The 24,731-nt window shown below is 64.4% G+C and carries 23 protein-coding genes and 1 pseudogene; 9 read left to right on the forward strand and 15 right to left on the reverse strand.

The features are described from left to right. Positions 1-5: 5 nt before the first annotated feature. The 4 genes from AC066S_RS33615 to AC066S_RS33630 form a co-directional block, all read right to left on the reverse strand. On the reverse strand, positions 6-812 hold the full coding sequence (locus AC066S_RS33615; RefSeq protein WP_135171479.1) for an SDR family NAD(P)-dependent oxidoreductase: 807 nt from the start codon (positions 810-812) through the stop codon (positions 6-8). Between the two features lie 22 nt (positions 813-834). After that, positions 835-2,127, reverse strand: coding sequence for a TRAP transporter large permease (locus AC066S_RS33620; protein WP_135171478.1), 1,293 nt, complete (start codon positions 2,125-2,127; stop codon positions 835-837). After that, positions 2,118-2,669, reverse strand: a complete 552-nt coding sequence (locus tag AC066S_RS33625) for a TRAP transporter small permease (RefSeq protein WP_135171477.1) — start codon at positions 2,667-2,669, stop codon at positions 2,118-2,120. The genes AC066S_RS33620 and AC066S_RS33625 overlap by 10 nt, the downstream gene beginning before the upstream one ends. Before the next feature lie 65 nt (positions 2,670-2,734). Continuing rightward, entirely contained in the window at positions 2,735-3,706 is a 972-nt protein-coding gene (locus tag AC066S_RS33630) for a TRAP transporter substrate-binding protein (protein WP_126255694.1), read from the reverse strand. A 298-nt stretch (positions 3,707-4,004) separates the two neighbouring features. On the opposite strand from AC066S_RS33630, the gene AC066S_RS33635 reads away from it, so the two are divergent. Continuing rightward, positions 4,005-4,781, forward strand: a complete 777-nt coding sequence (locus AC066S_RS33635) for a cyclase family protein (protein ID WP_478271676.1) — start codon at positions 4,005-4,007, stop codon at positions 4,779-4,781. Between the two features lie 10 nt (positions 4,782-4,791). Here the strand turns inward: AC066S_RS33635 and AC066S_RS33640 are convergent, their stop codons facing one another. Both AC066S_RS33640 and AC066S_RS33645 read right to left on the reverse strand, forming a co-directional pair. After that, positions 4,792-5,520, reverse strand: coding sequence for a Crp/Fnr family transcriptional regulator (locus tag AC066S_RS33640; RefSeq protein WP_126255692.1), 729 nt, complete (start codon positions 5,518-5,520; stop codon positions 4,792-4,794). Between the two features lie 499 nt (positions 5,521-6,019). Beyond that, on the reverse strand, positions 6,020-6,733 hold the full coding sequence (locus AC066S_RS33645; protein WP_126255898.1) for a helix-turn-helix domain-containing protein: 714 nt from the start codon (positions 6,731-6,733) through the stop codon (positions 6,020-6,022). A 154-nt stretch (positions 6,734-6,887) separates the two neighbouring features. On the opposite strand from AC066S_RS33645, the gene AC066S_RS33650 reads away from it, so the two are divergent. Continuing rightward, positions 6,888-7,205, forward strand: coding sequence for a c-type cytochrome (locus tag AC066S_RS33650; RefSeq protein WP_126255691.1), 318 nt, complete (start codon positions 6,888-6,890; stop codon positions 7,203-7,205). A gap of 6 nt (positions 7,206-7,211) precedes the next feature. Here the strand turns inward: AC066S_RS33650 and AC066S_RS33655 are convergent, their stop codons facing one another. The 3 genes from AC066S_RS33655 to AC066S_RS33665 are packed head-to-tail and all read right to left on the reverse strand — an operon-like array spanning position 7,212 to position 10,225. Next, positions 7,212-8,315, reverse strand: a complete 1,104-nt coding sequence (locus AC066S_RS33655) for an ABC-type transport auxiliary lipoprotein family protein (protein ID WP_478271677.1) — start codon at positions 8,313-8,315, stop codon at positions 7,212-7,214. Between the two features lie 3 nt (positions 8,316-8,318). After that, on the reverse strand, positions 8,319-9,086 hold the full coding sequence (locus tag AC066S_RS33660; RefSeq protein WP_164718375.1) for an ABC transporter ATP-binding protein: 768 nt from the start codon (positions 9,084-9,086) through the stop codon (positions 8,319-8,321). Positions 9,087-9,088: 2 nt separating this feature from the next. Beyond that, on the reverse strand, positions 9,089-10,225 hold the full coding sequence (locus AC066S_RS33665) for an ABC transporter permease (protein ID WP_135171475.1): 1,137 nt from the start codon (positions 10,223-10,225) through the stop codon (positions 9,089-9,091). 174 nt (positions 10,226-10,399) lie between these two features. On the opposite strand from AC066S_RS33665, the gene AC066S_RS33670 reads away from it, so the two are divergent. Beyond that, entirely contained in the window at positions 10,400-10,675 is a 276-nt protein-coding gene (locus AC066S_RS33670; RefSeq protein ID WP_135161938.1) for a hypothetical protein, read from the forward strand. After that, positions 10,676-11,188, forward strand: a complete 513-nt coding sequence (locus AC066S_RS33675) for a phage holin family protein (protein WP_478271678.1) — start codon at positions 10,676-10,678, stop codon at positions 11,186-11,188. A gap of 9 nt (positions 11,189-11,197) precedes the next feature. Here the strand turns inward: AC066S_RS33675 and AC066S_RS33680 are convergent, their stop codons facing one another. Continuing rightward, positions 11,198-13,891, reverse strand: a complete 2,694-nt coding sequence (locus AC066S_RS33680) for a bifunctional acetate--CoA ligase family protein/GNAT family N-acetyltransferase (protein ID WP_478271679.1) — start codon at positions 13,889-13,891, stop codon at positions 11,198-11,200. A gap of 66 nt (positions 13,892-13,957) precedes the next feature. Then, positions 13,958-14,797, reverse strand: a complete 840-nt coding sequence (locus AC066S_RS33685) for a universal stress protein (RefSeq protein ID WP_126255684.1) — start codon at positions 14,795-14,797, stop codon at positions 13,958-13,960. 168 nt (positions 14,798-14,965) lie between these two features. Between AC066S_RS33685 and AC066S_RS33690 the strand changes: the two genes are divergently transcribed. The 4 genes and pseudogenes from AC066S_RS33690 (at position 14,966) to AC066S_RS33705 (ending at position 18,948) form a co-directional block, all read left to right on the forward strand. Continuing rightward, positions 14,966-15,949 carry a zinc-dependent alcohol dehydrogenase family protein gene (locus AC066S_RS33690; RefSeq protein ID WP_126255683.1) on the forward strand — a complete coding sequence of 328 codons (984 nt, stop codon included), beginning with the start codon at positions 14,966-14,968 and terminating at the stop codon, positions 15,947-15,949. A gap of 23 nt (positions 15,950-15,972) precedes the next feature. Continuing rightward, positions 15,973-16,314: pseudogene (locus AC066S_RS33695) on the forward strand (bifunctional aminoglycoside phosphotransferase/ATP-binding protein); the annotation flags it as partial. 116 nt (positions 16,315-16,430) lie between these two features. Further along, positions 16,431-17,990 (forward strand): bifunctional aminoglycoside phosphotransferase/ATP-binding protein, encoded by a 1,560-nt coding sequence (locus AC066S_RS33700; protein WP_135171492.1) that lies wholly within the window; start codon positions 16,431-16,433, stop codon positions 17,988-17,990. Then, positions 17,977-18,948 carry a CHAD domain-containing protein gene (locus tag AC066S_RS33705; RefSeq protein WP_478271680.1) on the forward strand — a complete coding sequence of 324 codons (972 nt, stop codon included), beginning with the start codon at positions 17,977-17,979 and terminating at the stop codon, positions 18,946-18,948. Before AC066S_RS33700 ends, AC066S_RS33705 begins: the two co-directional genes overlap by 14 nt. On the opposite strand, the gene AC066S_RS33710 is transcribed toward AC066S_RS33705, so the two are convergent. Next, positions 18,945-20,798 (reverse strand): PHA/PHB synthase family protein, encoded by a 1,854-nt coding sequence (locus tag AC066S_RS33710; protein ID WP_478271681.1) that lies wholly within the window; start codon positions 20,796-20,798, stop codon positions 18,945-18,947. The two genes, AC066S_RS33705 and AC066S_RS33710, sit on opposite strands and share 4 nt — an antisense overlap. 209 nt (positions 20,799-21,007) lie before the next feature. On the opposite strand from AC066S_RS33710, the gene AC066S_RS33715 reads away from it, so the two are divergent. Further along, on the forward strand, positions 21,008-21,736 hold the full coding sequence (locus AC066S_RS33715; protein ID WP_126255680.1) for a CBS domain-containing protein: 729 nt from the start codon (positions 21,008-21,010) through the stop codon (positions 21,734-21,736). 37 nt (positions 21,737-21,773) lie between these two features. Here AC066S_RS33715 and AC066S_RS33720 read toward each other — a convergent pair whose 3' ends face one another. The 3 genes from AC066S_RS33720 to AC066S_RS33730 form a co-directional block, all read right to left on the reverse strand. Then, complete coding sequence (locus AC066S_RS33720; RefSeq protein ID WP_126255679.1) at positions 21,774-22,232, reverse strand: RidA family protein; 459 nt, start codon at positions 22,230-22,232, stop codon at positions 21,774-21,776. A 21-nt stretch (positions 22,233-22,253) separates the two neighbouring features. After that, positions 22,254-23,945, reverse strand: a complete 1,692-nt coding sequence (locus AC066S_RS33725) for a benzoate-CoA ligase family protein (protein ID WP_135171470.1) — start codon at positions 23,943-23,945, stop codon at positions 22,254-22,256. 142 nt (positions 23,946-24,087) lie between these two features. After that, positions 24,088-24,606 carry a MarR family winged helix-turn-helix transcriptional regulator gene (locus tag AC066S_RS33730; RefSeq protein WP_167767778.1) on the reverse strand — a complete coding sequence of 173 codons (519 nt, stop codon included), beginning with the start codon at positions 24,604-24,606 and terminating at the stop codon, positions 24,088-24,090. Between the last annotated feature and the right edge of the window lie 125 nt (positions 24,607-24,731).

Below are 24,731 nucleotides of genomic sequence, written 5' to 3' on the forward strand. Positions count from 1 at the left end.
AAGGCCTATTTGTGCAGCTGGGTGAGACCGGTCGGCGGACCGTCGACGGCGGTCCAGCCGCCATCGACGAACAGCGTGCTGCCGCTGACATAGCTTGCGGCGTCCGAAGCGAGATAGGCGACCGCGGTCGCGACCTCGTCGGCACTGCTCCAGCGGTTGAATACGGTGTGGCCGGCATAGAGATTGTAGATGTCGGGCCGCTGCTTGAACGGACGGGTGAGCGCTGTCTCGGCGATGCTGGGCGCGATGGCGTTGACGCGCACGCCGGCATGGCCGACCTCGGAAGCAAAGCCCTTCACCAGCAGGCCGATCGCCGCCTTGGTCGAGCCGTAGACGCCCAGCCCCGGCTCGATGGTCACCGCGCGCACCGAGGAGCAGGCGATGATGCTTCCGCCCTTCTGCGCGACCATGATGCGGCCGAAGGCCTGGAAGAAAAAGACCGTGCCCTTGACGTTGAGGCTCAGGACGCGGTCGAGATCCTCCTCGGTGTAGTCGAGGATGGTCTTGCGGATGTTGAGCCCGGGCGTCGTCACCGCGATGTCGAGCCGCGGAAACTTCTGCATCACGGTTTTCGCGAGTGCATTGACGTCCGCGGCGCTCGCGGCGTCGCAGCCAGCTGCTTCCGCCCAGCCGCCCTTGTCGCGAATGCCGGCGGCGGTCGCCTCCGCTGCATCGAGCGCACGATCGGCGCAGACGACACGGGCGCCGAGATCCGCAAGTGCTTCGGCGGACGACTTGCCGATGCCGGATGCGGCGCCGAGAACGAGCGCGGTCTTGCCGGTGAGATCGAAGAGCTTGCGATAGTCCGTCACTGACGATGTCTCCCTGGTGCTGCTAGCCCTTGTAGCCCATCAAGAGGCGCGGCAGCCACAGCGAGAATGCAGGGACGTAGGTCACGAACATCAGTGCTGCGATCAGCGCGGCATAGAACGGCAGGATGGTGCGCATCACCGCACCGACCGAGATGCCGCCGATGGCGCAGCCGACGAATTGCGTCGTTCCGACCGGCGGCGTGTTGAGCCCGAGGGCGCAATTGATCAGCATCAGCATGCCGAACTGCACCGGGTCCATGCCCGCCTTCATCGCGATCGGCAGAAAGATCGGGGTGCAGATCAGGATGGTCGCCGCCATGTCCATGAACGTTCCGAGCACGAACAGGATGATGTTGATGAGCAGGAAGATCACCCAAGGCTGCGTCGACAACTTGTTCATCATCGCGCCGGCGAGATCCGCCACCTCGTAAAGTCCCATCAGGTACTGGAACATGGTGGAGACGCCGATCAGCAGCAGCACCACCCCGGTCGTCTTCACCGCCTTGGCGGCGGCGCGCAGGAAGTTGCCCCAGGTCATGGTGCGGTAGATGAAGAACGTCAGCAGGATCGAGTAGGTGACGGCGATGGCCGCCGATTCGGTTGCCGTGAAGACGCCGGACAGGATGCCGGCCAGGATGATGCCGACGATCAGAAGCCCCGGCAGCGCGGCCGCCAGCGAGCGGACCACCTCGGCCCAGCCCGGGAACTTGCCGGCCGGATAACCGCGCCTCACCGCGACCGCGTAGGCGGCAACCAGCATGCACACCATCAGCACGATCGCCGGCAGCAGGCCGGCGGCGATCAGCGCGCCGATCGAGACCTTGCCGCCGGCGGCGAGCGCATAGATGATCATGTTGTGACTAGTCGGCATCAAGGCCCCGACCAGCGAAGCGTGGGTGGTGACGTTGACGGCGTAGTCGGTGTCGAACCCTTCCTTCTTCATCATCGGGATCATCACCGCGCCCATCGCCGACACGTCGGCCACGGGCGAGCCGGAGACGCCGCCGAACAGCGTGCAGGCGACCACGTTCGACATGCCGAGGCCGCCGCGGATGTGTCCGACGAGATTCTTGGCGAGCTGGACGATCTTGTCGGCGACGCCGCCATGCAGCATCAGCTCACCGCTGAAGACGAAGAAGGGAATCGCGAGGAAGGAGAAGATGTTCATCCCCGACATCATCTGCTGGAAGATGACGGCGACCGGCAGTCCTTCGTAGAGGATGGTGCAGATCGCGGAGAGGCCGATGGCGAAGGCAACCGGGACGCCGAGGATCAGAAAGCCGAAGAAGGTGGCGCCGAGGATGATCAATTCCATGACGGGACGACCTCTTCGCCGCGCAGAAGAGCCATGATGTGCTCGATGGAAAAGGAGACGATCAGGAGGCCGGAAGCGATCAGCGGCACGTAGCGGATCACCTCGGGAAGGCCGAGATTGGGAATCTTCACGGTGCCGACAGACGACCCGAGGATCCAGCCGTTATAGGCCATGGCAATGCCGAACACGGCGACCAGCACGTGGATCACGATCTCGATCTTCTCTCGCGCGTGGTCGGGAAGCATCACAAGCAGACTGTCCATGCCGATATGTCCGGCATCGCGCACGCCGACGGCGGCGCCGATCAGCGTCACATACAGGATCAGCACCAGTGCGAGGTTCTCGGTCCAGGTCGGGCTGGAATTGAGCACGTAACGTCCGAATACCTGGTAGAAGACGATGGCGACGATGACGAGCAATCCGGTCACGGACAGATACATGCCCACGCGCGCAACAGGTGCGTTGATCCGCGACAGCAAGCCGGTGGACGGGCGTCCGGCGACCGCGTCATGCTCGTGATCTGCGACGTGTGGGTCTGTCATCCCGGGTCTCCTTGCGCGGGCCCGGGTCGCCTTTGCGGCGACGCCGGACCCGCGCTGCTGGCGTTCTACTTCGTGCCCTGGATACGCTTGACGAGGCCCTGCAGCTTCTCGTCGCCGGCGAACTTCTGATAGACCGGCTTCATCGCATCGACGAATTCCGCCTTGTTGGCGATCGTGACGACCTGAACGCCGGCCGCCTCGACGGTCTTGCGGGACGCCTGCTCACGCTCGTCCCACAGCTTGCGCATCACGGGCACCGATTCCTTGGCCGCCTTGCGGATCATCGCCTGATCCTCCTTGCTCAGCGTGTCCCAGACCTTTTTCGACATCACGAGAACTTCGGGCGCGAGGGAGTGCTCGGTGATGTTGTAGAACTTGGCCGCCTCGAAATGGCGCGAGGACTCGTAGGACGGCCAGTTGTTCTCGGCCGCATCCACCAGGCCGGTCTTCAGCGCGGTGTAGACCTCGCCATACGGCATCGGCGTCGGGTTGGCGCCGAGGCTCTGGATCATGCCGACCCAGAGATCGGATTGCTGGACGCGGATCTTCAGGCCCTTGAGGTCGGCGAGCGACTTGACGGGTGCCTTGACGGTGTAGATGGACCGGGCGCCGCTGTCGTAATAGGCGAGACCGACCAGGCCCGCAGGCTCCATGGCGGCCAGGATCTCGTCGCCGATCGGCCCATCGAGCACGGCGCGCATGTGCTGCGTGTCGCGGAATACGAAGGGCAGGCACAGGGCGATGGTCTCGGGCACGAAGTTGTTGAGCGGCGATGCGTTGATCCGCATCATGTCGAGTGCGCCGATCTTGAGCTGCTCGATGGTGTCCTTCTCGGAGCCCAGGGCTCCATTGGGAAACACCTTCACGCCGAGCTTGCCACCGCTCGCGGTCGCGAGCTGCTTGCCCATGAACTTGACGGCCTCGACGGTCGGATAGTCGGCAGGGTGGACGTCGGCCGAACGGAAATCGCGCGCGGTCGCCAGGGGCGCTGAGACCGCCAATGCAACGGCTGTGATAATACCGGTGAGTGTCTTCATCTGGGCTTTCCTCCTGGGTTGATTATGTCGTTGTCGGGCGGATGCTGCGGGCCGGCCTTGGGTCGCTCCACCTCAGACATGAAGTCAAGCGCCAATGTCGTCCCTAGGGCGCGCGGCATTCCCTGTCCAAGCCAAATCCGGCATCGATCGATGCAACAGTTGCATCAATCGATTTCTGGCGCAATTCGCATTGCGGTGGGTCGGGTGGGTCGGCTGACGTCGCCGGCACGTGACTTGACGCCAGCAATTGGGGCCCCTCAAGATGACCGGCACAGCGGACCATCTCGAAGGAATGCCCATGCCGCGGAAGCTGATCGATATCTCGGTGCCGCTCAGAAACGACGTGACGGCCGATCCGCCGGGCAACCATCCGACCATCCAGTATATCGACCATCAGCAGGGCCTGCCGCGGATGCTGCAATTCTTCGACGGCCTCAAGGCCCAGGATCTGCCCGACGGACAGGGCTGGGCCGTCGAGCAGGTCTCGCTGTCGACCCACAACGGCACGCATCTCGACGCGCCCTGGCACTTCCATCCGACCATGAACCGCGGTGAGCGGTCATGGACGATCGACGAGGTCCCGCTGGAATGGTGCTTTCAGCCGGGCGTGAAGCTCGACTTCCGGCATCTGCCCGACGGCTGCGTGGCGAGCGCCGACGACGTCGAGAAGGAGCTGAAGCGCATCGGGCACAAGCTGTCGCCGCTGGAGATCGTCGTCGTCAACACCAGCGCCGGCGCAAAGTTCGGCAAGGCCGAATACGTCAATTCCGGCTGCGGCATGGGCTATGAAGCCACCATGTACCTGCTCGAACGCGGCGTGCGGCTGACCGGCACCGACGGCTGGAGCTGGGACGCGCCGTTCGTCTACACGGCGAAGAAATATGCCGAGACGCACGACGCCGGCCTGATCTGGGAGGGCCACAAGGCGGGACGGCATATCGGCTATTGCCATCTCGAGAAGCTGCACAACCTCGACCAATTGCCCTCGACCGGGTTCATGGTCTCATGCTTTCCGGTCAAGATCGAACGCGCCTCGGCGGGGTGGAGCCGCGCGGTCGCCATCATCGACACTTAGGCAGACGCCGTCACGCGCCGTCGAGGCCGCTCTCGGCGAGTTCGCGCAGCGCATCCGTATCCAGCACGACGATAGCGCCGTGCTCGAGGCGAACCCAGTTGCGGCCGGCCCAGACGCGCAATTGCTTGTTGATGCTCTCGCGCGTCATGCCCACCATCTCGCTGATCTCCTGCTGCGTGATGGCGAGCGTGCCGCTGCCGGAGTCGAACTTGCGCTCCTCGGTGAGACCGAGCAGCGCGCTCGCGAGCCGCCCCGGCAGATTCTGCAGGATCACCTGCTCGACCTGCTGGCTGGTCCAGCGCAGCCGGGCGCAGAGCAGCTCGATGAACTTCATCGCCAGCGCCGGCTGGCTCTTCACGAACGGCAGGAAGTCCCGGCGGTCAATAACGTAGAGCTCGCAATTGGTGTTGGCGGTCGCATCGGCCGATCTCGGGGCGCCGTCGAGCACCGCGATCTCGCCGAAGATTTCCCCGGGACCGATCAGATTGAGAATGGCGTTGCGGCCGTCCGGCGAGGAGGAGGAAATCTTCACCGTCCCCGAGATCACCGCGAACAGATTATTGCCGGGATCGCCCTTTGCGGCGATCGTCGCGCCGCGCTTCACGGTGGTGTGCTTGGCGTAGCGACAAAGCTGATCGAGCGCTTCCGGCTCCAGATCCGCGAAGATCGGGTGCTTGCGCAGGACCGATAGCTTGTTGCCCGCCGAGTGTCGGGGGTCGCCGGTCTTGTCCTGAGGCACGCCGCGGGGCTCCTAAGACTGCGAGGCAGTGAGGTTCCTGCGTAGTCAACGTTATCAGGGTTTTCAACCGGAAAGCACCCGCTCGGTTTGAGACAAATGCCGCGAAAAAGCCGCGGTCGGGCCGAAAGCCCGCATCCGAAGGATGCGCCTGGACATTCCAATCGATGCAGAGTTGCAGGCGGCGCGAGCCGCGATTGCGTTGAGGCGCTGGCGCACAGCCGGGCCGGCCGGACGAGCGTCGGCCTGTTGGCAGGCCTTAGCGGACTACGATCTTGGGAGCTTCAGCGCCTGGAATCCGGGTCGAGCCGGACGGAGCTGGTTTGCCTATCGGCCCAAGCCAGGACAGCGGCAAACACGACGAAAATTGCGACGACGACAACGGTCACCAGCAACGCGTCAGCGGGCATTATTCCCTCCCCATAGTTTGCGGCATTATTTTGCTGCAGTCGGCCGGCGTCATTGATCGAGATCAAAAACGTCAGGGCGTTGCGGCGGAATGTCAGGCTGCTGCCATCGCCTCGGCGCGCGCGGGATCGAGCAGGCTGATACCGCCGTGAATGATCTCGATCACGCCGTGACGCTCCAGCTTGGTGAAGGTGCGACTAACGGTTTCGATGGTCAGGCCGAGATAGTCGGCGATGTCCTGACGGCTCATCGGAAGCGGAACCGTGTCGGACAGGCCCTTGCGCGCGACCAGCCGTTCACGCCAGCCGAGCAGGAAGGTCGCCACCTTCTCGTCGGCCGAACGGCGGCCCAGCAGCACCATATGATCGCGCGCCTGACTCAACTCGCGAATGGCCAGCTCGTTGATCCGCTTGAGCAGAAGCGGCCGGTCTTCGATGAAACGGCTGAACGGGGCTTTGGCGAACTGGCACACGGTCACGACACCGATCGCATCGGCCGAAAAATTGTGCCGGCCGGAAATGTTCATCCCCAGGAAATCGCCGGGCAAGGCGAAACCGACGATCTGCCGCCGCCCGTCCGGCAGCAGCTTGTACAGCCGCATGACGCCTTCGAGGACGTTGTAGAACGAGGTCGTGATGTCCTCTTCGGAGAAGACGGTCTCGCCCGAGTCGAAATGAACGCGGCGCCCGAGATGCTCGAACTCCCTGAGCTCGGCCGCATTCAGCGACGAACAAACCGCCGCACCGCGTACGGCACAATCGTTGCAATAATGTCCGTTCGGCTCAATCATGACCACGGAAGGCTTCATCCACCGCTCCCCGCGCCGGCTGCGCCCAGCCCCAGGCCGAGTCCACCGCGCGGCTTGGATTTTACTGCACTGCGCCAAAGCCAATTGACTCAGATCAAATTTGGGTGGCATCCCCGTCTTATTCTGCTCCAGCGTTCGACGGGATCACTTTTCCATGCTGCAAGGCGCCCTACGTCACAGCCTGATTGGGCTGCTTCTGATTACGCCTGCCCTGGCGGCTCCGACCGCCGAACAGCGTGGCAAGGCCTTTGCAAAGGCCAATTGCGCGCGCTGCCATGCCATTGACCGCGCTTCCCGCAGCCCGCTCGAGGGCGCTCCCCCGCTGCGCATGCTGCATCGGCGTTACCCGATCGAGACCCTGGGCGAGGCGCTGGCCGAGGGGATTTACACCGGTCACGCCGACATGCCGGCCTTCGAGCTCAATCCAGGCCAGATCCACGACCTTCTGTCCTACCTGAAAACGCTGGAATAGACCGCGCTATACCGCCTGCACGGTCCACCCGATCAGCTCCTTGGCGATGCGGGCAAAGGCCGCGTCGAAGGCGGCGACTGAAGCGGCGGGCTCGACCTTGTCGAGCTTCTCGCTGGTCTCGACCAGGCGCGAGGCGACCACCTTGCCGTTCTTGTCGACGATCCGCGCCGACAGTCCGATCTCGACCCTCGCCTCGCCCTCCGTGGCGATCCGAAAGCGCCGGATGTCGATCAGGAGCTGGTAATCCGCCTGACCGAGATCGCTCGCGCGCAACGGGGCGTGGGCGATGTCGTAATTCTCGAAACTGTCGATCAGGCGTGCCTGCACCAGTTTCGGAATGCTGTCGGCCCAGAGGAAGTCGGCAAAGCCCGGCCTGTCGCCGACGGGCGCGAACAGCATGCGCTGGGTCTGCAGCATTGCGACCGCGCTCGGCTCGGGGATGGCCAGTGACGCCGACAGTGTCTTGCCGGCGGGCCCAAGGTTCTGCGGGATGTGCAGGTCGTAGGTGACCTTCTGCGCGGGAGCGCCGCCGCCGGTCATCTTCTCCAGGCCGGCCAGAATGCCGTCGACCTTGCCGGTGTTGCGCGCGAGCCCGTCGGAGAAGGTCTTGAAATTCGCGATGGTGTCCTTGAGCGGGCCGGAATTGTCCTGAAGCACCGTATCGACCCGCCGCAGCGCATCCCGCGCCGCCTGCGTCATGCTCTGGCCGGCGCCGGCCTCGGCGATCAGGGTCACGGGCTCGCCGGATTTGGCGACGATCGCGCCGCCCTCCAACGTCACCACCGGCACGCCGGTCAGGCCCTGAAATTCGAGGCCGACCCTGGTATCGGAGCGGACCGGCGTGGCGGTCGCAACCGAAATCGTGGCATTGACGAAGCGCGGATTGTCCGGCGCGAGCCCGAGCTGCGTCACCTCACCGACGCGGATGCCGTTGAACAGCACGCCGGCGCCGACCAGCAGGCCTGGGACCGGCCCCTGGAATTGCACATGGTAGTTCGTGCGCGGTCCGATGCCGCCAGTGTTGCTCAGCCAATAGACGAAGCCGAACACCGCAAGGATCGCGGCCAGCACGAAACTGCCGATCAGCACGTAGGGAGCGCGGGTTTCCATGTCTCATCTCATCTCGTGTTGCAGCATCTGCGAGCGCTTGCCGTGGAAATAAGCGCGCACCCAGGGATGCTCGGATTGCAGCAATTCGCGCATCGGGCCGATCGCCACGATCTTGCCGTCGGCGAGCGCGGCAACGCGGTCGCAGACCGTGGTCAGGCTCGCAAGATCGTGGGTCACCATGAACACGGTCAGCCCCAGCGTCTTTTGCAGCGTCTTGATCAGCGCATCGAAATCGCCGGCGGCGATCGGATCGAGGCCGGAAGTCGGCTCGTCCAGGAACAGGATCGGCGGATCGAGCGCGAGGGCGCGGGCCAGCGCCACGCGCTTGGTCATGCCGCCGGACAGCTCCGCCGGATATTTGTCGGCGTCCTGGGCACGCAAGCCGACCATTTCGAGCTTGGCGATCGCGATTTCGTCCATCAGCTCCTGCGACAGGACCAGATTTTCGCGCAAGGGAAACTGGACGTTCTGGCGGACCGTGAGCGAGGAGAACAGCGCGCCCTGCTGGAACAGGATGCCCCATGTCGTGGCTGCGCCTCGACCGTGCCCCCCGGTGGGTTGTCCCATCACTTCGATGGTCCCGCCCCGGCGCGGGATCAGGCCGATGATGGTCCGCATCAGCACCGACTTGCCGCCGCCGGACGCCCCGACCAGCCCAAGGATCTCGCCGCGGCGGACGTCGAGCGACAGATGGTCGAGCACCGTCTGGCGGCCGAAGCCGACCACGAGGTCACGGACGCGGATCGCGAACTGGTCTTGCGGCGCGTCCATCGTCACATTCCGATCGAGGCAAAGAAGACCGCAAACAGGCCGTCGAGCACGATCACCAGGAAGATCGATTTCACCACCGACGTCGTGGTCTGTCGCCCGAGCGACTCGGCGCTGCCCTTGACCCGCAGTCCCTCACTGCAGGCCACGATCCCGATCACCAGCGCCATGAACGGCGCCTTCAAGATGCCCACCTCGAAATGCGTTACCGAGATGGCCTCGTGCAGCCGCGCCATATAGATCGCCGGTCCCATATCGCCATAGAATTGTGCGACGAGACCGCCGCCATAGAGCGCGGCAATCGATCCAATGAAAGTGAGAATGGGCAAGGCAATGACCAGGGCCGCAACGCGCGGCAGGATCAGGACCTCCACGGGATCGAGCCCCATGGTGGAGAGCGCGTCAATCTCCTCGCGCATCTTCATCGAGCCGAGCTCGGCAGTGTAGGCACTTCCCGACCGGCCGGCGACCATGATGGCGACGATCAGCACGCCGAGCTCACGCAGCACCAGGATGCCGACCATGTCGACAGTATACGATTCCGCGCCGAATCTGCGGAAATGGAAGAAGCCCTGCTGCGCGATGATGGCGCCGATCAGGAAGGTGATGAGCGCGACGATGGGAATCGCCTGCCACCCGATGCGGTAGAGCTGATAGACCAGCGAGGTCAGCCGCAGCGAACGCGGCCGGCGCAGCACACCGATCACCGCCATGAACAATGCGCCGAGCATCTCGAGGAAGATCGTGACGTCTTCGCGGGCACCGACCGTGGATTTGCCGAGATCGCCGAGCCTCGCCAGCACCGGGTTGGGCGCAGCCGTGGGGGCCGGCGTGTGGCGGTTGACCTGGCGCACCTCATCCATCAGCCCGCTGAAATGATCGGCGACGCCGACGAACTCAGCCGATCTTCCGGATGATGCGGCCCTGCGCGACAGCTTCTCGAGGACCCAGGCGCCGAGCGTGTCGAGCGCACTGACGCCCGACATGTCCAGGGTGACGGCGCGCGACCGATCGACGTCGGCTCCGACCGACCGGGACAATGTCTCGAGCGTGACCACATTCGCGGCGGTCCAGGGCCCTTCGGGACGCAGGTTCAGCACGTCGCCGGACGGCGTCGCCAGCAACAGCGGTTCGTGGTTCACGCTTCCACCTCGTCGGGACAGTCGGTCCCCATTCAGACGGCATTTCTAGGCCAGCATATGGCGGCCGGCTTGACCTGTCTCAAGAGCTGAACTGCCCTGCCGATTGACGCAAATCAAGCGTGATCGCGTACGCGGGCCCTAGGCTTGCGTCCGTTCAATGGGGATATCAGGTCCATGTTCGACCGTGACAGGATGAGCGAAGAATTGCGCACGCTGAAGGTTGATGTGACGCGCTTGCTGAGCACCGCCGGCGAGGAGATGTTCGAGAGCTCGAAAGATCGCGCCGAGGCGCTCGCCGATCAGATCAGGGCTGCGCTCACCGAACTCGGCGAGACCGTCGAGGAAGAGCAGGAGCAGCTTCGGGGCCTCATTGCGGACCGTCCTATCGCATCGCTCGCCTCCGCCTTCGCGCTCGGCGTGGTCGTCGGCTTCATGCTGAGGAGACACTAGGTGAACACCGAGAACGTGGTCAAACATCTGCGCGTGCTGTGGCGCACCGACAGGATCATCGCGGACATCAGGCTGCGTCATCTGCTGATCGGCCTCGGCCTGCGCGCCTTCGCGGCACTGATTGCGGCGTTCGGGCTTCTGATGCTGGAGCTGTCGGCCTATTTCGCGCTGGTCCAGATCTGGAGTGCGATTGCCGCGGCAGCCATCCTCGGTGCCGCCAATTTCGCCATCGCGGCTGCCATCTTCGTCATCGCCGGCCGCGCTCCGTCCGGCCGGGACATTGAGCTCGCCGGCGAAATCCACGACGCCTCCATCGAAGCCCTTCAGCTCGAGGCGCGCGCACTCCAGGCCCAGGTGTCGGGCGCGGTGCATCATCCGCTCAGCACGATCGTGCCGGTGCTGGTGCCGCTGATCGCGATCATCGTGAAGAATTTGCGGTCGACGGCCGGAACGTCGGCCAAGACATCAGCCAAGACATCCGCCGCCACAGGTTCGGCCGAAGCGCGCTCCTGAGGGGTGCGCTCAGAGCTTCAACTTGACGTCGCAGATGTCGGGTTCGGCCGGGTCCGGCGTGACCTCGAAACCGAGGTTTCGGCACATTTCGAGCATCACGGTGTTCTCCTGGAGCACGTCGCCCGAAATGACCTTCAGCCCTTCCGACCTGGCATAGTCGATGATGAGCTGCATCAGGGCCCAGCCGAGCCCCCTGCCCTTCAGGTCGGACCGCAGCAGGATCGCATATTCACCACTCTCGTAGATCGAATCCGAATGGAGCCGGACCACGCCGACCATCTCGCCGGTGGCCTCGTCGAATGCAATGAAGGCCATTGCGCGCGCATAGTCGAGCTGGGTCAGGCGCGCGATGAACTCGTGGGTAAACTCCTTCATCGGCGCGAAGAACCGCAGGCGAAGGTCGTGCGGCGTGACGTGGCGCAGGAATTCGTGGATGGTCGGCTCATCCTCCGGGCGCATGGGCCGCACGAAGATGCGCCAGTCGTCCTTGAGCTTGAGGCGGCGCTCCCATTGTGACGGATAGGCGCGAACGGCGAAATTGGCCGGGCCGGAGCCGACGAACTTCCGTTGCGGCGGGCCGACCGCGACGCGGGCATCCACCGCAGTCACGCCGGTTTCGTCCGCCAGCAACGGATTGATGTCGAATTCCCGGATCTCGGGAATATCGGCGGCCATCTGCGCCAGCTTGACCAGCACCATGGCGACCGCGTCTTGCTTCACCGCTGGCACATCACGATAGGCCTTCAGCAGCCGCGACACGCGCGTGCGGTCGATCAAATCGCGGGCGAGCTGCAAATCCAGCGGCGGCAGCGCGAGCGCCTTGTCGTTGATGATCTCGACCGCCGTGCCGCCACGACCGAACACCACGACCGTGCCGAAAGTGGGATCGTCCGCGAGGCCCAGGATCAGCTCGCGCGCCTTCGCCTTGACGATCATGGCCTGGACGATGACGCCGCCGATGCGGGCCTCGGGCCGCAGCCTTCTCGCCCGGGCGAGAATATCGGAGGTGGCCGCACGCACGGCCTCCGGCGTTGTCAGATTGAGCACGACACCGCCGACATCGGATTTGTGGACGATGTCCCGCGACATGATCTTCAACACGACAGTGCCGCCCTGTGCGAAGATTTCCTTGGCATAGGTTACCGCCTGCTCGACATCGGCTGCGGCATAAGTCGGCACCATCGCGATGTCATAGGCTTCGAGCAGATGCTTGATCTCGACCGGCTCGAGCCATTGGCGGCCGTCCGCGATCGCGGCGGTGACGATCCGCCGCGCCCCTTGAGCGTCCGGAACGAATGTGTCGGGCATCGCGGGTGGAACCTGACTCAGCTCCTCCACCACTTCCCGGTGCCGGACCAGATGCATGAAGCCGCGCACGGCGTCGTCCTCGGTCGGATAGTTCGGCACACCGGCGCTGGAAAGCGCCTGAATGATGTGTTGATCGGCGCCGACCCAGGCCGCCAATACGGGCTTCGCCCAGTTGCGGTGCTCCTTCCGATATTTGCCGACGAGCTCCGTCACGGTCGCAGCGATCTCGGCCGCCGAGGCGATCGCAGTTTGCACATTGAGAACCAGAACCGCGTCATTGTCGCGATCAGCCAGCAGCAGCTCCAGCGCCGTCGCATAGCGCGCGGCGTCGGCGTCGCCGACGATGTCGACGGGATTTGCCCCGGACCAGGTCGGCGGCAACGCAGCATCCAGCTTCTTATGCGTCTCCGCCGAGATGGTCGCCGGAATTCCACCAAGTTCGACCAGTCGATCGACGGCGAGCACGCCGATGCCGCCGCCATTGGTCAGGATGGCGAGGCGCTTTCCGATCGGCGATTCGACGCGCCCGAGTGTCTCGGCACAATCGAACAGCTCACGCAGGTCGGAGACTCGCAGGACGCCCGCGCGGCGGAACGCCGCGTCGTAGACCGCGTCAGCGCCGGCGAGCGCGCCGGTATGCGTGGCAGCTGCCTTCGCGCCCTGCGCCATGCGGCCGGACTTCACCACGACGACTGGCTTCACGCGCGCGGCGGCGCGCGCCGCCGACATGAACTTGCGCGCGTCCTTGATCGACTCGATGTAAAGCAGGATCGCGCGCGTCTTGTGGTCCATCGCGAAATAGTCGAGCAGATCGGCAATATCGACGTCGATCTGATCACCGATCGAGACGATGCCGGAGAAGCCGACGCCGCGTTGCGCGGCCCAATCGACCATGCCGGCAGCGATCGCACCCGATTGCGAGATCAGCGCGAGGCTGCCCGCCCCCGGCATATGCGCGGCAAAGCTGGCATTCAGGCTGACGCCGGGCATCATGATGCCGAGACAGTTCGGTCCGATCAGCCGCATGCCGTATTTGCGGGCTGCGGTGCTGGCAGCCTCGTGCAGAGATTCCGGTCCGTGGCCGAGCCCGGCCGAGACGATCAAGGCGCCCGCCGATCCGCGACGCCCGGCTTGGTCGATGATACCTGGAATCTCACGCGCAGGCGCGGTGATGACCACGAGCTCGGGCACGAAGTCCAAAGCGTCCATGCTCTTCACCGCGGCGATGCCGCCGATTTCGGCATGACGTGGATTGACGAGGCCAAATCGCCCCTTGAATTCGGCCTTGCGAATGTTCTCGAGAACGGCGCGTCCCACCGAGACCGGACGGGCGCTCGCGCCGACGAGCGCAACTGAACGCGGCGCCAGAAGATTATTCAGACGATAAGTTGACATGAAAGCAAATGCGCCCGGTCGGCGACGGTTCCGATTGTTGACGATCAGGCTGGACGAATGGCGAGCCTAGTGCGAGATCATAACCCAGCATGGTGGCTCGCCAATGACGGTCGTTGTCACACCGCCCCAGACGATCTCGTTCAGGCGCGAATGATGATAGGCGCCCATCACGATGGCGTCCATGCCGTGGGAATTCGCCCAATTTCCCAAGACCTTGCCGATCGAGCTGCCGCGGCTCTTCGCCGCTTCGAACGAGGCATGGACACCGTGTTCCCTCAGATGATCGACCAGAGCGGTTCCGGATTGCACGATCGCGTCGGTCTTCTCATCCGCCACGGTCACCACGCGAACAGAGGCCGCCGCCTGCAGGACCGGCAACGCGTCGCCGACCGCACGTGCCGCACGCGCGGAGTGATCCCAGGCGATCATAACCTTCTCGAATTTTGGGCGCAGCTCTCCTGCGAGATGTTCCGGACAGAGCAAGAGCGGCCGGCCGGATCCGAACAGCAAGGCATCAACGATGCTCTCCGTTCGACTGTCATGCGGCTTCACGGGGAGCAGCGTCAGATCGCTGAAACGAGCGTGTTCGGCAAGGATGGCCGGGATCTGGTCCGCCGGCACCTTACCGGTTCGGCTCTGGGCGCGAATGTCGGCGCGTGATGTCGCATTGGTGAATGCGTTCAGGAGCTGCTGCACGTCGCTCATTTCGCGCAAACTGCCGGGCTCCGCAGACTCGCGATCGTAGGGCAGCATCACCTTCGGCCGCTCGTAAACCTCTTCCTCGAGCGCGAGCGCGGTGATCCTGGCGCCGAGATCGGCAGCAACGGCCACGCATTTCTCGATCGCAGCCAGGGCCGGCCCGCGCGGCTGGCCGACAAGCGGCAGAAAGACGTCCTTGATGGGCATCGGGATTCTCCTTGGCCGCCACAATAGGCCGGCTTTGGTCGAGACCCTTGATCCTCGTCAACCCAAGGGAACTCAGTCCGGCCCGTATAGCGTTGACCGGCGTCAAGGACTGGCCGCACTGCTATTCTATGGATAATTCGGTCGGAGCGGTTCGCCCTGGAGAAGCTCATGCGTGCGATGGTGTTGCCGGCCGCACGAACGCGGCTCCAGATGGAGGAGCGGCCCGACCCGATCCCCGGCGAGGGGCAGCTCCGGGTGAAGATCAGCGCCTGCGGGGTCTGCCGGACCGATCTTCACCTCGTCGACGCCGAATTGCCCGAGATTCGCTATCCGATCGTGCCTGGTCATGAGATCGTCGGTCGGGTCGATCTCGTGGGCCCGAATGTCGCAACCCATGTGCCCGGTGATCGGGTCGGCATTCCCTGGCTCGGCTTTACCTGCGGACATTGTCGCTTCTGCCGGGATGGCACGGAAAACCTGTGTGACGCCCCGCTATTCACCGGATATACGCGCGATGGCGGCTATGCGACCCACACCATCGCCGACGCACGCTACGCCTTTCCCCTTGGTGAGGACGGCAACGACGAGGAGATCGCGCCTCTGCTATGCGCGGGGCTGATCGGCTGGCGCTCGCTGGTGCTGGCCGGCCCTGCCGAACGGCTCGGCCTCTATGGTTTCGGCGCGGCCGGCCACATCATTGCGCAGGTCGCGCGCTGGCAGGGACGATCCGTCCATGCATTCACGCGACGCGGCGACGCCGCTGCGCAAGATCTTGCACGTCGTCTCGGCGCGGTCTGGGCGGGAGCATCTGACGAGGTGCCAGACGAGCCGCTCGACGCCGCCATCATCTACGCACCATCAGGCGAGCTCGTCCCGGCTGCGCTACGCGCGGTCCGCAAAGGCGGGCGCGTCGTATGCGCGGGCATCCACATGACCGACATTCCAAGCTTTCCCTATGATCTGCTCTGGCAGGAACGGCAGCTGGTGTCGGTCGCCAATCTCACCCGACAGGATGGCCTCGATTTCCTCAAGATCGCGCCGCAAGCTGGCGTTCGCACCGAAACGACGGCATTTCCACTCGAGCAGGCCAACGAAGTTCTGACCATGCTGCGGGCTGGCCAGATTCTCGGCGCGGCCGTGCTGACGCCCTGATGGTGCTCCGGATGTCCGTTTCCATGAAGGACGACATGGCAGCCCAGGAGCGGATCTTCCGGACGCTGACCGACCATCCCGGCGTGACGCGGATCGACACGCATGGCGCCTCGGTGTTCCTCGACGGGAGGCGCGCGTTGAAGATCAAGCGCGCCGTCCGATATCCCTTTCTCGATTATTCGACACTCGATAAGCGCAAGGCGGCGTGCGAGGAGGAGATCAGGATCAACCGGCCGCTGGCGCCGCAGATCTATCATCGCGTCGTGGCGATCACGGAAGAGCCGGATGGATCGGTGCAAGTCGGCGGCGCCGGCCGGCCGATCGAGTATGCGGTGGACATGTCGCGCTTCGACGAAATTCGCACCGAAACGACGGCATTTCCACTCGAGCAGGCCAACGAAGTTCTGACCATGCTGCGGGCTGGCCAGATTCTCGGCGCGGCCGTGCTGACGCCCTGATGGTGCTCCGGATGTCCGTTTCCATGAAGGACGACATGGCAGCCCAGGAGCGGATCTTCCGGACGCTGACCGACCATCCCGGCGTGACGCGGATCGACACGCATGGCGCCTCGGTGTTCCTCGACGGGAGGCGCGCGTTGAAGATCAAGCGCGCCGTCCGATATCCCTTTCTCGATTATTCGACACTCGATAAGCGCAAGGCGGCGTGCGAGGAGGAGATCAGGATCAACCGGCCGCTGGCGCCGCAGATCTATCATCGCGTCGTGGCGATCACGGAAGAGCCGGATGGATCGGTGCAAGTCGGCGGCGCCGGCCGGCCGATCGAGTATGCGGTGGACATGTCGCGCTTCGACGAAAGCAGAACGCTGGATCATCTGGCAAAGGCCGGGCCGCTGGATGCAAAGCTCGCCTCGGCTGCCGCCGATGCGGTCGTGGCTTCCCATGGCGCAGCCACAAGCGCGGATGCCATAGCATGGGTCTCCTCCATCCCCGCCCTGATCGACGGCAACGGTCACGGCCTGCGGGCCGGCGGCCATCTCGACGCGGGAGACATCCACAAGCTCAGCCGAGCCTCGCACGAGGCCTATTTGCGCCTCCGCCCCCTGCTCGCGGAGCGCGGCCGGAAAGGTTTCGTGCGCCGCTGTCATGGCGATCTGCATCTCGCAAACATCGTCCTGATCGATGACCGTCCCGTGCTGTTCGACGCCATCGAGTTCGATGCGCAGATGGCGACCGTCGACGTGCTCTACGATCTCGCATTCACGCTGATGGACCTGTTGCACCACGATCAGCCACGCGCGGCCAACATCGTCCTGAACCGCTATCTCGCCGCGACGCCCGCCGATAATTTCGACGCGCTCTCGGCCCTGCCGCTGTTCATGTCCGTCAGGGCGGCGATCCGCGCCCAGGTGGCCCTGACACGGCTGAGGCCGCCGCATTCCGACGACCCCGGCATTCTCGAGCAGGCACGGCGCTATTTTGACCTCGCCAGGATGCTGATCCATCCTGCCGCTCCGCGCCTGATTGCCGTCGGCGGATTGTCAGGCACCGGCAAGACCGTTCTGGCGCAAGCGCTGGCGCCCAGCATCGCACCGCCGCCCGGAGCCGTGTTGCTGCGCAGCGACATCGTCCGCAAGCAGATGTTCGGGGTCGAGGACACCCACCGCCTGCCGCCCTCCGCCTACACGCCGGAGCATGCAGCCCGCGTCTACGACACGCTGGCTCAGCTCGCCCGGCGGGTGCTGGCGCAAGGCCATTCGGCGATCATTGACGGCGTATTTGCCCGCGAGGACGAACGAAACGCGATCGCCGCACTGGCGCGCGAGTGCAACGTGTCGATGGACGGCCTGTTTCTGGTTGCAGATCTTGCCACCCGGCAGACGCGGATCGGAAGCCGCCGGGGAGACGCATCCGACGCCACGCAAGAGGTTGCCGCGCTGCAGGAGCACTATAATATCGGCCATGTCGGTTGGGCGACCATCGATGCATCCGGGACGCAAGAGCAGACGCTCCAGAACTGCCGGAACGCGATCGAAGGCAAACAAGGCAATCTGATTGGCGCGGGCAAAGATGGCGCGACCTAGCACGACCTCGACGGCCGCTCGCGTCGCGCCGGCGGCACGTCGCAATGCCCTGCCCGGCCGCCTTAGTCCAGGCATGGCCTGCGACACGGCGTTCCGGATCATCGCGCGCCGTCACCTCGCTGCCGTCCTCGCCCAACATGACGGCACCTGCCGCGGCGATCCCGACGCGCTGCATCAGATCCGGATCGCACTGACGCATCTGCGCACCGCCATCCGCTTCTTCTCGCCGATGATCGACGACGCTCTGCGGCCGACTATCTGGACCGAGCTGAAATGGCTGAACAGCCAGCTCGGCATGGTGCGGGACCTCGATGTGGCGATCGAGCGGGTCGTCGCCGAGAGCGGCGACGAGCTCGCCGTGATCGCCGAGCTTCAGCACTGGGACGAAAAACGCACCGAGAGCCACCGCGAGCTGGCGCGTGCACTGCAATCCCCGCGGTATCGCCGCCTTGTCGAGCAGACCTCGGCCTGGATCGAGAGCGGCCCCTGGTCGACCCGGCGCAGCAAGGAGGCCATCCGGTTGCGCCGCTGCACGCTCGCTGACCATGCAGCGCAGCGGCTGGCGGAGTGGGAAACGACGCTGCTCAAGAAGGCGCGAAAGCTCCGCAAGCTCGACGTCGAGAAACGCCACAAGCTGCGGCTTCTCAACAAGCGGATGACCTATTCGATCGAGTCGCTCCAGGACCTGTTCGCCGATGAATCACTGACGAAACAGAAATCCATCCTCAAGAAATTGCGCCAGGCGCAACGGTCACTCGGACAATTGAACGACGATGCGCGGGGACAAGCGCTGGCGGCGTCATTGGATGGCGCCGGCCAAGAAGCCGGCGCTCGCTTCCTCAACCGCAAGCGGGAGAAGAAGCTGTTGCGGAAGGCGTCAGCCGCCTACCGCAAACTGGACAAGGCCAAACCCTTCCGCTCCTCGGATCTCGCGCCAAGGTCCGAGCCGGAGGCTTAGGTGTGGACGTAGTCCCCCGGCGCATCGGGCAGTCCCGGAGCGTCTCCAACTCCGGTTTGCGGCGGACCGCAGGGCACGCCGGAACGCGCCGCTAGCCAATTGGCCCATTCCGGCCACCACGAGCCCTCGACGTGCGGAGCCAGCTTCAGCCATTCGTCCGGACCAACATAGGGCGCATCGGCAGGCTTGGTCAGCACCTGATAGCTGTGGCCGGGCTCCTCTGGAGGTGCAACGACACCGGCATTGTGGCCGCCGCTGGTCAACAGGAACGTCACGTCGGCATCGACCTGATAGTGGATCTTGTAGACGGATCGCCACGGCGCCACGTGATCGGCGAGCGTGCCGACCACGAACATCGGCGCGTGAATATCGGACAGCGAAACGCTCCTGCCGTCGACCTGATAGCGTCCGCCGGCCAGATCGTTGTCGAGAAACAGCTTGCGCAGATATTCCGAATGCATCCGATAGGGCAGCCGGGTTGCGTCGGCGTTCCAGGCCATCAGGTCGCTCGGCGGCGCGCTCTCGCCCATCAGATAGTCGTGTGACAGACGCGACCAGATCAGCTCGTTGGAACGCAGCAGCTGAAAGGCGCCGGCCATCTGCGTCGTGTCGAGATAACCTCGCTGCCACATCACGTCTTCGAGAAAGGCGACCTGGCTCTCGTTGATGAAGAGCGTCAGCTCCCCGGCCTCGGTGAAATCGGTCTGGGCCGCAAGGAGCGTGACGGTGCCGAGGCGGTTGTCGCCGTCGCGTTCCATCGCCGCCGCGGCGATCGACAGCAGCGTACCGCCCAGACAATAGCCGAGCGCATGCGTCTTTCGACCCGGCATGATCAGGCCGATCATGTCCAGCGCCGCCATGACGCCCAGCTTGCGATAGTCGTCAAAGGCGAGATCCCTATCCCTCGCATCCGGATTGCGCCAGGAGATCGCGAATACGGTGAACCCTTGACCGGTCAGATATTTGACCAGCGAGTTCTGCGGCGAGAGATCGAGAATGTAGTACTTCATGATCCAGGCCGGCACGATCAGGATCGGCTCGGGCCTCACCTGTGCGGTGGTCGGGTGGTACTGGATCAGCTCGATCAGCTCGTTGCGGTAGACGACCTTGCCCGGTGAAACCGCCACGGTCTTGCCGACCACGAACCGCCCGTCCTCCGCCAGCTTCGAGTTGGAGAGCAGGCGCATCAGATCGCTGCACCAGTTCTGCCAGCCAAAGACGAAATTCTCGCCGCCGCTCTGGAACGCCTTCTCCAGCACCTTCGGATTGGTCGCCGCGAAATTCGAGGGGGCCAGCATGTCGAGCATCTGGCACATCGAGAACTCGACGATGGCCTCATTGGCGTGCGACACGCCACGCACGCCCGTCGCGGCATCGCGCCACCAGCGTTCTGCGAGCAAGAACCCCTGCGCCAGCAGATTGAACGGCGCAGTCTCCCATTGTGGTCCACTGAAACGGCGATCCCGCGCCTGCGGCCGGATCACGGACCACGGCCTTTGCTCCGGCGACGCCGCGTGCGCGGCGGCTTCCGCCAGCCGCCCGGTGTCGCGCAGGACGGTTCGGGAAATCTCCATCTGGCGTTGCGGCGCCGCAGCGAGATGCGAACTCCAGTCGAGCCAGGCAAGCGACAAGGCCAGCGGCGAAATACCGCCGGTGAACCGTGCCAGCATGGCGTGAAACGCGCGATCGAATGGATATGGCTCGGATTCTGGCAGAGAATCGGCGGCAATCGTCTTTTCCGCGAGCTTTTCGGCGCTCACCGTCGAAGCTCCGGGAGCAGCGGCGGGACTGAGCGGGAGGGCCTGCACCGCCGGCTCATCGGCCCGTGGATAAATCTTCACGACGCTCATGGCTCAATGATCCCAAGGGCTGCGGTTTGATGTCGGCGGAAGGATATGGCCAGTCTTCGCAACAGCGTTGAGCTGCATCAAACCGGCGGGCGGATCACAATTGCTTCATCGATGCGGACGGGTTCGTCCCATTGACCTGAGTCAAGCCGCAGCCCGGCGTCCGGGCTAGTTTTCGCGCATCGAAATTTGACAAGCCAGCGGAGTCTTCCATGCGCGCCCACCAGATCATGACCCGGTCGGTCATCTCGGTTACCCCCGACACCAGCATCGTCGAGGCGGCGAATATCATGCTGAAGCGGCATGTCAGCGGCCTCACGGTGGTCGACGAGACCGGCAAGCTGGTCGGCGTCGTCTCCGAAGGGGATTTCATCCGCCGCAGCGAAATCGGCACCGGGCGCAAGCGCGGACGCTGGCTGCGGTTCATCCTGGGGCCGGGCAAATCCGCCAGCGATTTCGTCCACGAGCACGGCCGCAAGGTCTCGGAAGTGATGACCGACACGCCCATCACCATCACGGAGGATATGGCGCTCGCCGAGATCGTCGACCTCATGGAACGCAACAACGTGAAGCGGCTGCCCGTGGTGCGCGGCGACAAGGTCGTCGGCATCGTATCGCGAGCCAACCTGCTGCAGGCCGTGGCGGGGCTCGCCCGCGAGGTGCCGGATCCGACGGCGGACGACGATCACATTCGCAGCCGTATCATCGAGACCATGGAGAAGAACGACTGGTGCCCGTTCGGGCTGAACGTCATCGTCCGTGACGGCATCGTTCACCTCAGCGGCGTCATCAGCGAAGAGCGCACACGGCAGGCGGCGATCGTCGCCGCCGAGAACGTCGAAGGCGTGAAGAAGGTGCACGACCATCTGTGCTGGGTCGACACCATGTCGGGCATCTATCTGAACTCGCCCGAGGACGACGAGCTCGCCAAGGCCAGTTGACAAGGCCAGTTGACAAGGCGAGCTGAGCCTGCGCGATTCAGCGTGGAACGACGGCGGTGGCTTCGATTTCGACGCGCGCCGCCTTCTCCACGAGGCGGACCACCTGAACCAGCGCCATCGCAGGATAGTGGGCTCCGAAGACGTCGCGATAGACCCTGCCCAGTTCCTTCAGATTGGCCAGGTACTCGTCCATGTCGACGACGTACCAGGTCAGGCGCACGAGGTGCTCGGGCCGCGCGCCGGCTTCGGCCAGGATCGCCGCGATGTTGCTCAAGGTCTGGCGCACCTGCGCAACAAAGCCGTCGGCGAGACGCTCCTCAGCGTCCCAGCCGATCACCCCGCCGGTGACGACGATGCGCCCTTCGGCGGCCATGCCGTTGGCATAGCCCTTCGGCATCGGCCATCCCGACGGCTGGAGCACCTGCACCCGCGAACGGGTGCCATCCTCGGCGGCTGTCGGCAGCACCGCGAGCTGCGGGCCTTTCGGCGTCGTCACGGACAATTCGTCATCCTTTTCTCATTCCGCCGCGACGCCTGAGGACGTCACGGCAGCTTGCGCCAGTTGCCGCAGGGCAAAGCGCTTCACTTTTCCAGTCTCGGTCTTCGGCAGTTGCGTCACGAACTCGATCGCCCGAGGATACTTATATGGCGCGATCTCGCGTTTGACATGCTCCTGCAACTCGGCCACGAGCTGAGCATCCGGCGTTACGCCGGGTGCAGCGACGACATAGGCCTTCACGATCATGCCGCGCGCCTCGTCCGGGGCGCCGACCACACCGCACTCGGCGACCGCCGGATGCGTGAGCAGGGCCGCCTCGACGTCGGTGCCTGCGATGTTGTAGCCGGACGACACGATCATGTCGTCGGAGCGGGACTGGTACCAGAAATAGCCGTCGCTATCCATCAGATAGGTGTCGCCGGTGATGTTCCAGCCGTTCTGGACGTACTTGCGCTGCCGCTCGTCGGCGAGATAGCGGCAACCGGTCGGCCCGCGCACCGCAAGCTTGCCCATCGTGCCCGGCGGCACGTCATGGCCATCATCATCGACGATCTTGGCCTCGTAGCCAGGCACGGGCTTTCCGGTGGCACCGGGACGGATCTCATTCTCGGTCGCGCTGATGAAGATGTGCAGCAGCTCGGTCGAGCCGATCCCGTCCATCAGCTTGATGCCAGTGGCCTTGAGCCAGGCGTCGAAGGTCGGCTTGGGCAGAGTCTCGCCGGCCGAGACGCATTTGCGCAGCGAGGAAATGTCGCGCCCGGCGAGCTTGCCGATCATGGCGCGATACGCCGTGGGCGCGGTGAAACAGACCGTGATCTTGTACTGCTCGATCGCCGTCAGGATGTCGTCGGGCGTCGTCTTCTCCAGCACCACGAAAGAGGCGCCGATGTGCATCGGAAACAGCACGCCGCCGAAGCCGAAGGTGAACGCGAGCGGCGCCGAGCCGACGAAGCGATCCGTCTGCTCGGCCCGCAAGATGTTGCGCGCATAGCCGTCGCAGACCGCGAGCATGTCGCGGTGGAAATGCATGGTGCCCTTGGGATCGCCTGTCGTGCCGGAGGTAAAGGCGATCAGGCAGATATCGTCGGAGGCGGTATCGACGGCCCTGAACTCCGCGCTCGTGTCGGCGATGAGCGCTTCGAGCGAGTCCGGGGCGCCGTTGCCCCAATAAACGATACGTCTGAGAGCGGGCGCCGCAGCCCTCGCCTTCTCCATTTCCTCGGCGAGCTTGCCGTCGCACAGCGCCAGCGCAATCTCCGCCTTCTGGATCGGATAGGACAGCTCCTTGGCACGGAGCAAAGGCATCGTCGCCACGACTATGCCGCCGGCCTTGATCACCGCGAGATAGGTCGCAACCATCATCGGGTTGTTGGCGGAGCGCAGCAGCACCCGCCCGCCGGGGACGAGACCGAGCTTGCCGACCAGCACATTGGCGATACGGTTCACGAGCGCCTGCAGCTCGCGATAGGTGTAGCTGACGGCGGGGCTGATGACGCAGGGGGCATCACCATGGCCCTGCTCGACCCAGCGGTCGAGGAAGTAGCTGACGCAGTTCAATCGTGGCGGATAGTTCAGCTCCGGTCGCGTGAAGATGAATTCGGGCCAGAGCTCGCGCGGCGGCAGATGCTGCTGCGCAAACGTATCGACATGGGCCGTGGCGGCGTTGCCGTCATGCGAGCCCGTCACTTGAACCTTGGCGGCGTTGGCCATCGCACGCTCCTTTCAGCATGGATTGCACCCGGCAGCACGATCTGGAAAACATTTTAGGCTTAAAACAATTCGGCGCAATAGCGGATTTTGGGCATCCCGTGCTTTTTCCTGCGGCAAAAGGGATTGGGCGGCCGGCCTGCGCTTACGGCCGGCGGCGCGCGGCCGATTTCTGCGCCGACGCCTTGGTCTTGGCGAGCAGCCGCATCAATTCGCGGACGTCCTTCGGCGAGAGCTCGGCGAACAGATCGGCGATCCAGGTCTCATGTTCCGCAGCCATGCGGCGGAACTCGGCGCGACCGAGTTTTGTGAGACGGATCACCTGGACACGGCGGTCCGTTTCGGACGTGCGGCGGTCGAGATGACCGGACTCCACAAGGCGCTCGACGAGTCCGGTGACGTTACCGTTCGACACCATCATGCGCTTGGAGACATCGGACAGCGTCATACCGTCGGGCGCCTTGTCGAGCTGCGCCATCAGGTCGAACCGGGGCAGCGTGACGTCGAACCGCTGCCGCAGCCGGCCGCGGACCTCGCCCTCGATCAGCGTCGTGCAGGTCAAAAGGCGCAACCACAGCCGCAGCTCGTCGGCATGGTCTTCCGGCGTTTCGACGGCCTTGGTCTCGGAATCGAGCATCTCGGTGCAGTCACTCTCGGCGGGCATTGGCGCCGGCACGGATTCCCCAACATTTTGAGCTTCAAGTAAATCGAAGCCGGCCGCAAGTCCAAAGCTGCAACAATCGACCGCAGCTCAACTTCTTTAGGCTTCAAATAATTGGCGCGCCGCTT

The organism is Bradyrhizobium sp. CFUWI, assembly GCF_056429085.1.